The organism is Caballeronia sp. LjRoot31 (assembly GCF_964253885.1).
Classification (GTDB): Bacteria; Pseudomonadota; Gammaproteobacteria; order Burkholderiales; family Burkholderiaceae; genus Caballeronia.
The window spans coordinates 1,101,954-1,116,565 of sequence record NZ_CAXURX020000003.1; the positions used below are offsets into that span (position 1 = coordinate 1,101,954).

12 protein-coding genes are annotated in these 14,612 nt (G+C 55.7%); 7 read left to right on the forward strand and 5 right to left on the reverse strand.

What is annotated here, in order from left to right; translation table 11 throughout:
• Window positions 1-24: 24 nt before the first annotated feature.
• Window positions 25-228, reverse strand: coding sequence for a cold-shock protein (locus tag ACSQ8V_RS33630; RefSeq protein WP_031356584.1), 204 nt, complete (start codon window positions 226-228; stop codon window positions 25-27).
• Between the two features lie 147 nt (window positions 229-375).
• Here ACSQ8V_RS33630 and ACSQ8V_RS33635 point away from each other — a divergent pair, with 147 nt between their 5' ends.
• Window positions 376-645, forward strand: coding sequence for a hypothetical protein (locus tag ACSQ8V_RS33635; protein WP_213765982.1), 270 nt, complete (start codon window positions 376-378; stop codon window positions 643-645).
• A 1,185-nt stretch (window positions 646-1,830) separates the two neighbouring features.
• Here the strand turns inward: ACSQ8V_RS33635 and ACSQ8V_RS33640 are convergent.
• The 4 genes from ACSQ8V_RS33640 to ACSQ8V_RS33655 form a co-directional block, all read right to left on the reverse strand.
• The gene (locus ACSQ8V_RS33640; protein ID WP_213765983.1) at window positions 1,831-2,562 is read right to left on the reverse strand and encodes a carboxypeptidase regulatory-like domain-containing protein; all 732 of its coding nucleotides are present in this window, start codon (window positions 2,560-2,562) and stop codon (window positions 1,831-1,833) included.
• Window positions 2,563-2,668: 106 nt separating this feature from the next.
• Window positions 2,669-4,927: a YjbH domain-containing protein gene (locus tag ACSQ8V_RS33645; protein WP_436208699.1), complete on the reverse strand. Its 2,259-nt coding sequence runs from the start codon at window positions 4,925-4,927 to the stop codon at window positions 2,669-2,671.
• A 1,016-nt stretch (window positions 4,928-5,943) separates the two neighbouring features.
• Entirely contained in the window at window positions 5,944-6,666 is a 723-nt protein-coding gene (locus ACSQ8V_RS33650) for a flagellar brake protein (protein ID WP_436208700.1), read from the reverse strand.
• Between the two features lie 7 nt (window positions 6,667-6,673).
• Entirely contained in the window at window positions 6,674-7,060 is a 387-nt protein-coding gene (locus ACSQ8V_RS33655; RefSeq protein WP_436208701.1) for a flagellar transcriptional regulator FlhD, read from the reverse strand.
• A 441-nt stretch (window positions 7,061-7,501) separates the two neighbouring features.
• Between ACSQ8V_RS33655 and ACSQ8V_RS33660 the strand changes: the two genes are divergently transcribed.
• From ACSQ8V_RS33660 to ACSQ8V_RS33685, 6 genes are all read left to right on the forward strand, one after another.
• Entirely contained in the window at window positions 7,502-8,917 is a 1,416-nt protein-coding gene (locus tag ACSQ8V_RS33660; RefSeq protein ID WP_436209239.1) for an undecaprenyl-phosphate glucose phosphotransferase, read from the forward strand.
• Between the two features lie 120 nt (window positions 8,918-9,037).
• Window positions 9,038-10,114 (forward strand): dTDP-glucose 4,6-dehydratase, encoded by a 1,077-nt coding sequence (gene rfbB, locus ACSQ8V_RS33665; protein ID WP_436208702.1) that lies wholly within the window; start codon window positions 9,038-9,040, stop codon window positions 10,112-10,114.
• 2 nt (window positions 10,115-10,116) lie between these two features.
• Entirely contained in the window at window positions 10,117-11,010 is an 894-nt protein-coding gene (gene rfbA, locus ACSQ8V_RS33670) for a glucose-1-phosphate thymidylyltransferase RfbA (protein ID WP_436186071.1), read from the forward strand.
• Window positions 10,995-11,546 (forward strand): dTDP-4-dehydrorhamnose 3,5-epimerase, encoded by a 552-nt coding sequence (gene rfbC, locus ACSQ8V_RS33675; RefSeq protein WP_436186072.1) that lies wholly within the window; start codon window positions 10,995-10,997, stop codon window positions 11,544-11,546. Before rfbA ends, rfbC begins: the two co-directional genes overlap by 16 nt.
• Window positions 11,543-12,448, forward strand: coding sequence for a dTDP-4-dehydrorhamnose reductase (gene rfbD, locus ACSQ8V_RS33680; RefSeq protein ID WP_436186073.1), 906 nt, complete (start codon window positions 11,543-11,545; stop codon window positions 12,446-12,448). The genes rfbC and rfbD overlap by 4 nt, the downstream gene beginning before the upstream one ends.
• Before the next feature lie 144 nt (window positions 12,449-12,592).
• Window positions 12,593-13,762, forward strand: coding sequence for a DUF1972 domain-containing protein (locus ACSQ8V_RS33685; protein WP_436208703.1), 1,170 nt, complete (start codon window positions 12,593-12,595; stop codon window positions 13,760-13,762).
• The last annotated feature ends 850 nt before the right edge of the window (window positions 13,763-14,612 follow it).

The following is a 14,612-nucleotide window of genomic DNA, read 5'->3' on the forward strand; positions in this document are numbered from 1 at the left end:
GCCGTCGTGACGGCCGGATCAAGCTCAGGCTGGCACGATGTTCGATGCCTGCTTGCCCTTGGGGCCCTGCTTTACTTCAAACGTTACCTTCTGGTTTTCTTGAAGGCTTTTGAAGCCTTCTGCCTTGATTTCCGAAAAGTGTGCGAACAGATCTTCGCCGCCGTCATCGGGTGTGATGAAGCCGAAGCCTTTTGCATCGTTGAACCATTTGACCGTACCGGTTGCCATGAGCGTATCCAAAATTTAGAGCTAACGAGTGAGAATAAAACCAGAGCGCCGAGCCGCGTCGCATTGCATTGTTGTGACAAGACTTCTCTAAGTCCATGAGCGCGTCCGTAACAAACAGTCGCTGCGGCGCTATGCGCTTTTGGAATTATGGCGAATCAATTGTACGCCGCGCCAATAATTATTGAAGCTTTCCAAACCGGAAAAGCCGAAATGGCTGCGGAATGCGAAATTCAGTCGGCCAGAGAGCCGGCGCCGAGCCCAAATAATGGGCCTTTCACAGACTTCAGTCGTTCTTCAGTAGTTCGTCTGGACAAAGGGATTATCCAGATTGATGGCGCCAATGCCCAAAACACGGAATTTTCTGCCGCCAATATTCCGGAGTTTCCCAATTTTTCCTCATCTCTCGTAATCCGCTAATTCGACACGGATGTGTGCATAACAACTTTTTTGCCGTTTGTCGGAATCGTCCATGCAATTTTTACAAACCCCGGGCGGCTAGCTCAAGTATTTCGAGTCGACGGTAATTTCCCGTCCCCCAGTACCGAACCTTGGTGCGTTATTCGCCTTCGGACAGTCCAATACGCGCGGCGTCGTGCCACGGCTGTTCGTGACTGCACGGTAATGAATAACGCTGGTCTCGACGTGCACAAAATTCCAAAGCAGCGCTCGGCACCGCTCAATGACAAGCGATCCCCCAAGCGGTGATCACCCCGCATGCGCGTGTTTGCGGGGTGCGGGCCGCAATCAACGTTTCGATTCTCTCTGTCAGCTCGGCTGGCAACGCGTGTTCGGTTTCGCCGGCGCGCCCTATGAGCATGAAAAGGTCGGATTTCGGCAAGGTTTCGTTTTTTGAGGACATCCCGTATCTGTCAGGATTAGCAACTGCTGCCGGGCTTTCGACTTCCTCTTTTCATGTGACTGAGTTCCGATGAACCGAATCAAATCCAAGATCGCCTGGACCGCCAATCGACAAAAAACAATGACCGAACCAGCAGATGTCGCGCCGGTCAGTCGGAGTGCCGCCAGCAATGTCGGTGTCCCTGTTTGTCCAGGCTGCGACACGGTTCTAATGGCGGGTATCGGGAAGGGGTTGGCGCGCGGCTTCTCTCTTAGATGCCCGATGTGTTATCTCGTGTGCACTAGCAGTTAGCAAGTTAGTTGACGCGATTCCGCTTTGGTTTCGACGAAAGCGAGCCCGCGATGAGTCAATGGAAACACTTCGACCGGGGCATGGTCGCCTATGCATAGGTTGGTATTTATGCCGCAAGCGAGGCTTGCGCGCCTGGTCAAGATCATGCCCACGCGTGGACTGAGCTGACATGCGGCGATGGTATGCCCGGTCAAGCGTTTCGTTCCGGGGTTCGTTACGTGCTCGAACCGCCGTGGGAGTTCGGGGGCGACTCATCACGCAGCAACGACATTCGCAAGAAAATCCGCAAGCCGGTTCCTTCCGCACAATGATGTAACGACGTATCCAGGATCGATATCGTAGATGTGTAGTTTCGGCGCGACGCACATCCTGGCAGATCGGGTCAGCGCCATAGTACCGGTTTGGTACCCAGCCACAATACGGCGCAGACCCGGACGTTCCGCATTCCGACCTTACTGCGTGGTGGTACCCGTGCCGCCGGTACCACCCGTGGCACCTCCGCCCGGTGTGCCACCTGAAGACCCGCCACCCGCAGCGGTACCTGCTGCCGTCACCGCCGCAGTCAATGTTGCTACTGGCTCGCCAGTGACGTTGATCGCACCAGCCGCCGTCAACTGATCAAGATCCTTATCCTGGCCTTGGCCGACCGTGAATGCCGTTGTCAGAAATGCCGACGACGACAACGTGATGCCATAGGTATCCTTAACAATCTTCGCAACTGCCGTTTCCGCGTTGGCGATCGTCGAACTATTTGAGAGAGCGCTTTGATAGGTCGAATTAGTCGGAAGAACGGCAAGCAAGTTATCAACAGTCGTGCCCAGCTGGCCGGCCAGATAACTCAACAGCAACTCGGTCAGCGACGTGATATTTACCGTCCCGGCGCCCGGGGCGAAGGAGTGCAGCGTCGTCGCACCGCCGCTCGCGGTGATCGTGCAAGGACCATCGAATTTGAACGTCACAGAAAATGCGCCGTTTGCATCAGTGGTGGTATTGGCCGAACCATTCTTGCAAACGAATGTTATTGCGCCGTTTTGCATGGGCGCGCCAATAGCAACGGTGCCGTTGATTGTGCCGTTGGGGGAGCTGCCGCTGCCGCCGCCACCGCAAGCAAATAGCGTACTGGTGGCGAGAGCGATCGATCCAAACTGCAAGCAACGCAATACCGGCGTGTTAAAGCGATTCATGGTTTTCCCCAAAAAATTAGTCTCAATCACCAGGCTTCACGGCCTGTCCTGTACTTGCACTTACCCGGCAATTGCCCGCCGCGCAGGGACGGTCGATACGCGATTTTCATGGGCTTGTCTGTGCCGATGGGGGAGTGGAGCCCGGGACCACATATCGGAAGTACGCGTCGCGCATCCGATATAGCTGTGTCGCGAAATATCCGGCGCTGAATCTCCCGCTGTTCAGCAGATCCAGCTGCGTGCTGTAGTCGAATGCGAGGGTTTGATCCGCGTTGCCCGCTATGTAGTTGGTTGAACCGACCCGTGTGCGGAAATCTTGCGCGAACTGCGTCGCGCCGGAGAGCTGCACGAGGCCCGGCTTCATGCCCTCACGTGGCGTAAGTGGGAAGCTGATTCCTGCACCGACAAAGCTGCCGTGGCCGCTATGCTCGCCGTGGATGCTTACCGACACATCGTCGAACCAGCGGGTCACGGTGAGCAACGGTCCCTTGTCGCCGCCGACATATCGCGCGGCGCCTGCTTCGATCCACAGGTTCCACGATGGTTGAACCCATCGATAAGTCAGCACGGCGTTCTTCACATCCGACAACGTATCGTGCGCAGGTTCGCCATGCAGGTAAGCGAGCTGTAACCGGATCAGGTCCGGTCTGCCCGGCACGAATGCTGTCGTCTCGTTCTCGACGCCGAGATAGTCGTGTTCGAACTTGCCTATTGCCGTGACGTTGAATATCTGCGGCGCGATCCAGAAGCTTTGAGCAAGCGCTGCCGTGGTCAGGCCACCGCGCAATCGGTATTGACTAAAGACGCGGCCGTTGTTGAGGTTTTGGCTGTTGAATAGCGGCGCAATTGTGTTTGTATAAAACTCAGCCCCGCGCCAGAGCGGAACGAAGGTCTCAAAACTCGCACCCACCGAATAATCGAAATTGCCGTATTCCGTACCAAACAGATAGTTCGTAATTGGCTGAACACGAACGCGGACGAGCCCATGCTTGTGCTCGTCGCCATGCCAGGCCACCTGGTCTGAATCATAGGTCGGACGCGTGCGCATCGTCAGGGAGGTGTTGACCGCCGCTTGCGCGCCGTTCTTTAAAAATTCTGCGTAAGCGGCCCGTGAGACGCTAACTTCGCCGACCGGTTGATTCGCTTTCTTGATCACCACGCGCAGATATCCAACGCTCGCAGGAGCCTCGGCCGTTGCCACGCCGAATACAACGCCCAGCGCATCCGCTTCGTTCTGGTTATATCGATGATTTTCGTATTCAACGATCAGGTCGTCGCCCACCACGCCGGCGCGCACCCGTTCGAGTCCAGCCGATGTAAGACGCTGGACAATTTCGTCCAGCACCGCGGGGTCAGGCGCAACGGAAAGTGTGTGCGCGAAGGAGGCGTTGGGCGTGGTGTTGTCGTCAAGGCTCGCCATCGATGAGCGCGTTGTGGACGCGTATGCAACCGATGCGCCCTTGAAATCAGGCGGGTGGTCTACCCATGCATTCGACAGCGACACACCGTTGAACGCCGACGGCGCAGTGTCGCTGGGCGTGGGCACTTCAGCTATCGGAGGCGGCGCGTTCTCGCATAGGTCACCGGTACAATTTGTAGCCGTGAATCGCTGACCGAATGGGATTTGCACCGCAACTGCAAAGGAGGTTCTTGGCGCAACGCCGTCCGTGGCCTTCAACGAACGAACCAGCGTCCCGATCACGCTTGCATTTGCCAGCCAGGGGATTGAGGGCGAGCGATAGCGCAGGCCGGCGTAAGGCGTTTTCGAGTCGTCTTCCGCTAGTACCGACAAGCCGGTGTTCCAAAGCGATACCTCTGCTCCCCCGAAGGCGCCGCTTAGCCGATCACCCTGGCCGTAGCCGGCAGTCAGTGCGAGCGGACCGAAAGTCTGTGATACCACGCCATACTTTGAACGAAAGTAATGGGTTTGGCCCCCGATGTCGGTGATGCCAAATGCAATGCTTGGTTGATACTTGAAAAAAATCGGTATCTGGACTTTCGCGTTCGCCATCAAGTGGCGAAAGACAAAATGCTCTACGCCGGGTAATTGAACGTGGGTGTCCGCTGGATAGTTCGCCAGCCCGCCGGATACTTCCACATACGGAAAAAGCCCGATGCCAGCCCAGTAAACCTGCGAGCCGGTCGCGGCCCTTCCGTATCGCGGATCAATATAGTCATTGCCCTGCGCTTCGAAAGTGCCTTGCGGCAGAACGAAAGCCGACGGGATCGTCAACCCACCTGACTGGCCCAGCGACGAGAGCGTCGGATCAGCCGCGTACGCCGACGTGGAAAATGCAAGTACGACTCCAAGGAGATGTGCCTCCCGAACGAGGCTATGATGATCGCATCGCTTTTTTTTATGCATGTAATCCAACATCGAAGCCGTGCATCGATTTGATCATTATTTAGTTATATTGAGCAATTATGGGAGGAAGTGAGCGGATTGGTTCACGCGATTGCAGCGAGCGATGCACTGCTTTCACCGACGGTAAAAACAGCCATCGTTCAATTGGTTGGTGTCGCAAGGCAGTTTGGCTCACCATCCTCCAGAAGTCGTCATCGGCCAAAGGCGCGTCATCAGATGTGCCAGGAGGGAGGCACCTCTCGCGCGGAAAGTAACGATTAGATAAGATCGCATGGCTTACGAGACTGCGCACAGCGTTTGCAGTAGTTTGCATTTTCGCTGCTTGTTTTCGCGCCGCCTATGGCCGACCTTTGATGTAGAACTGTAAGAGAAGGTAATTGATTCGATCCGACATAACCTTGACGTCTTTCGCCAATGGGGGCGGTCCTAAAAGCGCAGCGAGGTGGATGCGAAGAAGGTCCCCAAAAAAACCTACTCGCCCGGTAGCAGGCGAGTAGGAAACCGAGGTTATATCGCTCGACTGAGAGGCGAGCAAGGGAACTTTAAGCGATCAATGAATGCGGCGAAAGGTCCTTACATAAGAAGGCAAGATTTTGACGCTTTTGAGCATATCCTTGGGAAGGTGCACTGCCGGTGGCATCCAATCGTTCGTGTGGGACGGGTCGATGATTTTTCGGCAAGAAACGTTTTATTGCGTGGAAGACTGGCACGTGCGCAAATAACGAGTTTTGCTAAACCATCATCCGCAGAGGATCTAAAAATTAGGTTTGCAAATTATTATTTAATCGGAGCGCGCCGCAGTCGATTTGTTTTAGCAGTGAGTTGACTTCACCACGCGACGTGTTTTTCGTGCAAGCAGGAAAAAAGCCGACAGCATGTGTCAGCTTAAACGTTTCGGTTGTCCGGGGAATCGCCGAAACTTCAGAGAATGCTCTCTTAGAGCGGCGCTTGACTACGCTTCGGCCATTTTCATGGCAATTGTCGCCGAGACACGTACGGCAGGGTATACCTCCACGTCACGGCATCAATCGGCGCTCCAACTCCAGTCGGGCGATCAGACGTTGCAGCACATTTTCGGTGTGTCCTGGCAGCGACAAAAACTTGAAACCAAGAATGAAGCGTGAGCTTCTGGCAATACCATCGAGGTCGCGATAGGACACAAACTGGAGGTCGAGCGAGATAGGACTTTGGCCGCTGAAATGAAGCTCGGCGCCGCGCACGATACTGCCCGTCTCAAGGTTGCCCAGATGGTCATCTATCATGCGTAGGGCAACGCCACTAAGCGACAGGTCGACAATCTCCGCATGGAAGCGCTCGCCGTTTGCTAGCAAACCGCTGCAGAGGTAGGGATCCAGTACGGGTGTCCGGACCCGGAAATACTCACGTCTCTGCCTGCAAAGAAGGACCGATGGAAACCTTCCCTTGAAGGCCGTCTTCCCTTCGAAGGCGACAGGTTGCACGCCGTCGACCGAAAATTCCATCCGGATGCCGCGCGGTGCCGCGTGGAAAATCCAACGGACTCCACTGAGTGTCACTTCGAACTTTATTTGATCAGCATTCGAATCAAATATAAATGTCCGCGCGGCGATGTCCACATCGAGGATGCGCGTGATGGTGTGCTGTTCTCCATAGTCGGCAGTCAGGTTGTCGAGCCGATGGGCAAGGCTACGCAGCAATCCGCCAATTTCAAGCGGGTTGCTTATAGAACCGTCGTTCCAACTGTCGCTTTCGGGAATCATTTCTCCGCTAGATCCGTGCCATTAGGCGTGCTGGATCCGAGAGACGAATCTCGCAAAGGAGATCACTACGATTAGACAGGTTTTCGATTTGGGCTTCTGTCAACTGGCTGATCAGAACGGCGGTTTCGTCAGACACGCCGAGCAACTGGCCGCCCTTGATATCACCCTGTCTTAACGCGCGTTGCGCAAGCAGCAGATAGGACCGGTTGAATTCTGATATTGCCTGCAGCATGCCGCTATTCTCTTTAAGCACCGCTCGCTCCAGATGATTTTTAGCCAATTTTCGATGCCAAAGGGTAATCGAGGGTTGGGGCTTTGGTCCGACATAAGCATGGTCTTTTTTGCCAGACGCAGGTGTGCCGGTAAAGTCGTCCTGTGCGCCGCTCGTCCACAAACGAGTGGCTCAACTGAACGCCCGAAATCATCGAGATGGCGTTCAGCGACAAGTTTTTGACTGACCTTGTCACACGTGCGCGGCGATGATGCATGCCAACAGTGATCAATCGGTACTTGAGGTCCTTGGGTTTGGCGATAGGCGATTCGGGTCCTTACGGAAGCTCTGTCAGATCGCATGCCGCCGGCGGTGGCGCGGGCGCAAGACTATACCGAAGACGCACTACAAGCATCAGGATCCCAAGAATACACATCGTCCCACGCTTAGGTATCCGCACTGTTGCGGGCAGCGTTTCCCGTCGTTGAAAGTCGGGCGTAGATCAAGGCATCGATTAGGACCAGGCACGGGTGAGCGGGAGTCAGCGATCTGGTCGCGCTCAGAAAGCACGTAATCAGAAGTTTGATTCTCTGACACTGGTTGGCAGCTATCGGCTTAGCGAGCATAGACACGCGAGCACGATTCGAGGGGAGAAACGGGGTGAAGGGATTTCTAGCGCGTCTATGCGATGTCGTGTTGATCATGGCGGGAGCTGCTGCAGCTGATCGGTTGACCTTCGGGACCGTCATGCCACATCGGCTTTCACACGTTGTATTCGTCGCCATTGCGCTTGCTCTGGCGGCTAACGTGCTTCCCGTATTCGGAATTTATCGATCATGGAGAGCACGCTCGATGCCCCAGTTGGCAATGCGCTTGTTGCTCGCATGGGGAGTCGTGCAGGCTGCGGGAACTTTGGTGATTCTGGGTTTGGACAGGTTGGAAACCGTGCCGATGACATGGCTGTTGTACTGGACAGGTCTGACGGGGGCTGCTTTTGTCGCGGTGCGGATGTCGATTTACGCCACGCTGGGTTGCTTCAGGCACGCGGGACTGGACGTTCGGCCCGTCGCTGTTGTGGGTTGTGGGGCTCACTATCACCGGATAGTGAGTGACATTGAAGAGAATGCGACCTCCGGGTTCCGAATCGCGGCGAGATTAGACTGGAAAGCAGGTGAGACTAGTGAGCCGTCACGATCCGTCACGCCGGTATTCCACCAGCTGGATGCGCTGGCGGCACACGTGCGTGAGACCGCTATAGGGGAGTTGTGGCTCGCTTTCCCTTTGTCAGAAGAACGGCTGGTGCTTCGATGCATCGAGCTGTTCCGCGATACGCTCGTGAACATTCGTTTCCTCCCTGACATTCAGGGTCTTTCGGTCAATCGCGGTGGAGTCTTGAACCTGTTCGGCGCACCGGCGATCAGCCTGTCTGCGCAGTCCATGAGTCGAGATGCAATGACAGAGAAAGAGACATTCGATCGGCTCTTCGCTGCGGTTGTCCTGCTTGTCATATCGCCCGTTCTGGTTGCTATCGCGATTGCCATCAAGCTCTCTTCGCGAGGCCCCGTGCTATTCAGGCAGAAGCGAAAGGGACTTGATGGGCGAGTGTTCACTATCTACAAGTTTCGTACGATGCGCCCTCACGGTCAGGCGCATGGCGTAGTACAGCAAGCAACGCGCAATGACCCGCGCATCACTGCGGTCGGGCGTTTTCTGCGCCGCACGAGTCTTGACGAACTACCGCAGTTTTTCAATGTTCTGCGAGGTGAGATGTCGGTGGTGGGGCCGCGGCCGCACGCTCTTGAGCACGACGAGTTATATAGACCGTTGATTGAGGGATACCTCGATCGATATCGTGCGAAGCCGGGTATAACCGGCTGGGCGCAGGTCAATGGTTTCAGAGGGGAGACCGACAAGATCGAGAAGATGGTGGCTCGCGTCGAGCACGATCTTTACTACCTCCAACACTGGTCGTTCGCGTTAGATATGCGAATTGTGGCCGCAACGGTGTTGAAGGGGTTTACTCACAGTACGGCTTATTGATGCGCCTACGGAACCGTGTGTCAGATTGCCTGCGGGCGAGCGGCTGATGGCTATGCGGTGACGACAAAGAATTGGTCAGACATTCGAACCATGTATAAACAGGATTGCTAAGGGTTATCTATGATTCTTGTGACTGGAGGCGCCGGGTTTATCGGCGGAAACTTCATACTCGACTGGCTGCAGAGTTCCGACGAAACCGTGGTGAATGTCGACAAACTGACTTACGCAGGCAACCTTTCGACGCTTGATTCGCTGCGAGGCAACTCGAGCCATATTTTCGTGCGTGCGGATATCTGTGATCGCGCTGCGATCGATGCGCTGCTGGCAGAGCACAAGCCCCGCGCGGTTCTGCACTTTGCCGCGGAAAGCCATGTGGATCGCTCGATTCATGGCCCGGCGGATTTCGTGCAGACGAACGTCATAGGTACGTTCACGCTGCTCGAAGCAACCCGTGGCTATTGGAGTGCGTTGCCCGATCAACTGAAGAACGCGTTTCGCTTCCTGCATGTCTCTACCGATGAGGTCTATGGCTCACTCTCATCGACCGATCCACAGTTTTCGGAGACCACGGCTTACGCACCGAATAGTCCTTACTCGGCAACGAAGGCTGGTTCGGACCATCTGGTGCGTGCATATCACCACACCTATGGCCTGCCGGTTCTGACGACGAACTGTTCCAACAATTACGGGCCCTATCAATTCCCCGAAAAGCTGGTTCCGCTGATGATCAACAACGCCATCGCCGGCAAGGCGTTACCGGTCTATGGAGACGGTGGGAATGTACGCGACTGGCTGTACGTGGGCGATCACTGCAACGCGATTCGCGAAGTGCTGCTGCATGGAAAGCCGGGCGAAACGTACAACGTCGGTGGTTGGAATGAAAAGACCAACCTCGAAGTGGTACACACGCTGTGTGACCTCCTGGATCACCTCAAGCCCCGCACGAGCGGTTCGTACCGAGAGCAAATCACGTACGTGAAGGACCGCCCGGGACACGACCGCCGCTACGCAATCGATGCACGCAAGCTCGAGCAACTATTCGGCTGGAGGCCCACAGACACGTTTGAGACTGGAATGAAAAAGACTGTGCGGTGGTATCTGAATAACCAGGTGTGGTCCGACGATGTAGCTTCTGGCGAGTATAGACGGTGGGTTGAAACCAACTACGCGCAGCGCGAACTTACGAGCACGGACTAATCATGGCGCGCAAAGGAATTATTCTCGCAGGCGGCTCGGGCACACGGCTTTATCCAATCACGCATGTGGTGTCGAAGCAGTTGCTGCCTGTGTACGACAAGCCGATGATCTACTACCCGCTATCAACCTTGATGGTGGCCGGTATTCGCGACGTGTTGATCATCTCGACGCCGCAGGACACGCCCAGGTTTGAGGCCATGCTTGGTGATGGCAGCCAATGGGGCATGAATATCAGCTACGCGGTGCAGCCGTCGCCAGATGGGCTGGCGCAGGCGTTTGTCATCGGGCGCAGTTTTATTGGTGACGATCCGTCGACCTTGATTCTCGGCGACAACCTGTTCTACGGGCACGACCTTGCCAGGCAACTGGCGAACGCGGATGCCCGCGCCGATGGGGCGACCGTATTTGCGTACCACGTGCAGGATCCGGAACGCTATGGCGTGGTCGAATTCGATCGGGATTTCCGTGCAGTGTCGATCGAAGAAAAGCCCGTCAGACCGCGTTCGAACTATGCGGTGACCGGGCTGTATTTCTATGACAAAAACGTCTGCCATATCGCGGCCGACATTACACCGTCCGCCCGCGGCGAGCTTGAGATTACGGACATCAATGCGCGTTATCTGGAAGACCAGAAGTTGAACGTCGAGATCATGGGTCGCGGCTACGCGTGGCTTGATACGGGGACCCACGACTCGCTGATCGATGCCGCGACGTTTATCGCGACCTTGCAAAAGCGCCAGGGACTGGTGGTCGCTTGCCCCGAGGAGATCGCCTACCGCCGTCACTGGATCGACGACGAACAGTTGCTGAGGCTTGCTACGCCGCTCGCGAAGAATGCATATGGCCAATACCTGCTAAATCTTCCTACGGACCAGGTCGCATGGCCATCAAAGTAACCGCTACCGCGCTTCCCGAAGTCAAGCTCATTGAGCCAAGGATCTTTGGCGACGATCGGGGCTTCTTCTATGAAAGCTTCAATGCGTTCGAATTCTCCGAGCAGGTTGAGTCGGGGGTGAATTTTGTGCAGGACAACCATTCTCGATCCACACGTGGCGTATTGCGGGGACTGCATTATCAGATCGAGCACGCGCAGGGGAAACTCGTGCGGGTAGTGCAAGGCGAGGTGTTTGATGTCGCCGTCGATATCCGCAGGAGCTCGGTGAATTTTGGCAAGTGGGTCGGGGTACATCTGTCGGAAGAAAATCATCGTCAATTGTGGGTTCCGGCAGGATTTGCGCATGGGTTCGTGGTGCTCTCCGAGGCCGCACAGTTTCTCTATAAGACCACTGACTATTGGTACCAGGAACACGAGCGTTGCATCGTCTGGAACGACCCGGAGATCGGCATCGAGTGGCCGGGCGACTTTGAACTGCTGCTGGCTGAAAAGGATGCTGCAGGGAAACGCCTGTCCAACGCGGAGTGCTATTTGTGAGCACATCCTCGACGTTGTGCCTGCCAAAAACCATTCTACTAACCGGCGCACAGGGCCAGGTCGGGTTTGAACTCGTGCGCAGTTTGCAGGGACTAGGTCATGTCGTAGCGCTTGATCGTAATAAGCTGGACCTTGCCGATCTAAATGAAGTCCGTCGCGTTGTCCGTGAGATCAGGCCGGCGATGATCGTAAATGCCGCTGCTTATACCGCCGTCGATAAAGCCGAAAGCGACGTGGATGCGGCAATGCGCCTGAACGCCGAGGTGCCGGCTCTGTTAGCGGTTGAGGCGAGGCGGCTGAATGCGGCGCTCGTTCACTATTCGACGGACTATGTGTTCGATGGCGCCAAGAATGGGGCCTATGTGGAAGACGACGTTGTCAATCCACAGAACGTGTATGGCAGGAGCAAGCTCGCGGGCGAGCAGGCAATCGCTGCTGCCGGCTGTCATCACCTGATATTCCGCACGAGTTGGGTGTACGGATCGCGGGGGAAGAACTTCTTCCTGACGATGTTGCGGCTTGGCGCGGCGCGGGAGGAATTGAACGTGGTGGCGGATCAGTTCGGTGCGCCGACATGGTCGAACACGATTGCCTCGTTGAGCGCGAATATCTTGGCGCAAGCGATTGGGAGCGGTCGTAGCGACTGGTGGTCGCAGCATTCGGGGATTTATCACCTGACGGCATCCGGCGAGACGTCGTGGCACGGCTTTACCGAAGCTATCTTCGAACTGTCTGGTCTGGAAAAGAAGCCGCGTGTGAAAGCGATCCCGGCTGTGTCGTATCCGACCTCGGCGGCTCGACCCGGCAACTCACGGCTGTCGAATGATAAAACCGCAGCGAGCTTCAGAGTGTATGCGCCTGACTGGCGTGAGGCATTGGGGTTGTGCATGACGGGGAATTGAGCGTTGGGGCGTCGGAGCGGCTTTTAATACTGGCCGCTTCGACTTGCTTCATATAGCACTCCTGAAATTTTTAGCAGATAGCAACCGATGCGACACCCGCTTCAGGGCACTGCAGCGTAACCCGACGGCAATAAATCTGTGACCATGGATAAAACAATAGCGATTTTAGGCACTCGCGGAATTCCCGCGAGCCACGGCGGATTCGAGACGTTTGCGGAGCGACTGGCTCTTTATCTAGTCGAGCGGGGATGGCGCGTCACGGTCTATTGTCAGGGTCTGGAAGGCGACGAAATCCGTTACGAGGACGTGTGGAAGGGTGTGCACCGGATTGTCATACCCGCGCGCCGGCAGGGTGCATTGGGAACGATGGAATTCGACTGGCAGTGTGTACGCGATGCGGCAAGACGCAAGCCTGATCTCACACTCACCCTGGGTTACAACACGGCGGTGTTCTGTCTCTGGCTGCGGTTGATGGGGGTCACCAATCTGATCAACATGGACGGTCTTGAGTGGCATCGGCAGAAATGGCGTTTTCACGAGCGAGCGTGGCTTTGGGCTAACGAACGGATTGGCTGTTGGGTCGGAAACCACCTGATCGCGGACCATCCGGCGATTGCCGACCATTTGGCGACCAGAGTCACACGCGCAAAGATCACGATGATCCCTTATGGCGGAGATCGCGTCGATTGTAGTGATGAGGTCACTTTGGAGCGGTATGGGATTCGGTCGGATAACTATGGGATTGTGATTGCGCGCCCCGAGCCCGAAAACTCGATACTCGAGATCGTCCAGGCATTTTCGAAACAACGTCGGGACGCGAAGCTTGTTGTGCTCGGGACCTTCGATTCAGATCGAAATGCTTACCACCACGAGGTGATTAGTGCGGCAAGCGAAGAAGTCTTGTTCGTCGGTCCGATCTATGAACGTTCGACCTTGAATGCTTTGCGGCAGCACGCGAGATTTTATTTGCACGGGCATCGGGTGGGTGGGACGAATCCGTCGCTAGTGGAAGCGCTGGGTGCGGGCAACGCCGTCATCGCGCACGACAATGTGTTTAACCGATGGGTTGCAGGTGCGCATGCTCGTTTTTTTGACTCGGTGAGCAAGTGTGAGGAACACATGTCGGCGTTGTTCGGTAATGACGAAGAGGTCAGTGTGATGCGCGCGGCGACGATTGCGCAGTTCGAATCGGGTTTTCAGTGGGAGCGCGTGTTAGGCGCGTATGAGGCGTTGTTTCACAGGCAGATGGGATTGGGTGTGCGGCTGGGGGGCATGGCACCGGCGCGGTCGGAATCAGTTGATGGGCGCTTGTGATGGATGTGAGACAGATAGGTGGCCCAAAGCCGATCGTAAATTGTGGTAGTTCCGTTAAAACATAAAAACTACAGTGTCTTGCGCCCCTAACGGAAGTGTCTGACGTGATCGGAGACGTCCGGCGTAAGGGGTTGTTTGAGCCTGCACGCAATGTAGAGCGCATTGCGTAATGATGTCTTGGGGAAATTTCTAGATGAACCGTCGTCAATCGCGCGCTAGATGGACTTGGCCGCGTCGGCACATTTCGGCCAGCAGCGTGTCGTGGATCTGCCGCCAGCAGGCAGTGCCTGAGGCGTAACCCATTTTCTGCAGTAACAGATTTTACGCAACGGCTGAGCGCAACACGAACACGACGCCGGTGGGGCTGCTCGATCCGATATAGGTTTGGGACTGCATTCGACGGTTAGACTGCGCACGGACAGGCAGAAGGGGTTCAATGAGCGACCGGAGATCTTCGTCGATGATTTCTTTAGATATCACTTCCTGTCAGCGAAAACTAGACAGAAAGCTAACACCGACCGGCAGAAGTCAACCGGCACTCTAGACGATTTCTCAGCAGATCTAAGCAAAATGCACATTGCAAGGCAAGAATCAAAACCATGGACTTACGGTTGACGCGTCAGGCAAGGGCGGCGTGATCACGCGCTGCGGTCAAAAACACGGCTATTTTAGCGAAGGCCGAAATCAATGATGGGGACGGACCATTCCTAGCAATGCCCCATTCGTGTTAGTGACCTGGCCTATGCCCGCATCGTATTTCACAAACTGCGCGGCGGCCGATGGGTGAAAAGCAGATCGCGCTGTTATCTAATTTCCAACAAATTTCACATCTTTTATTCGGAGACCACCT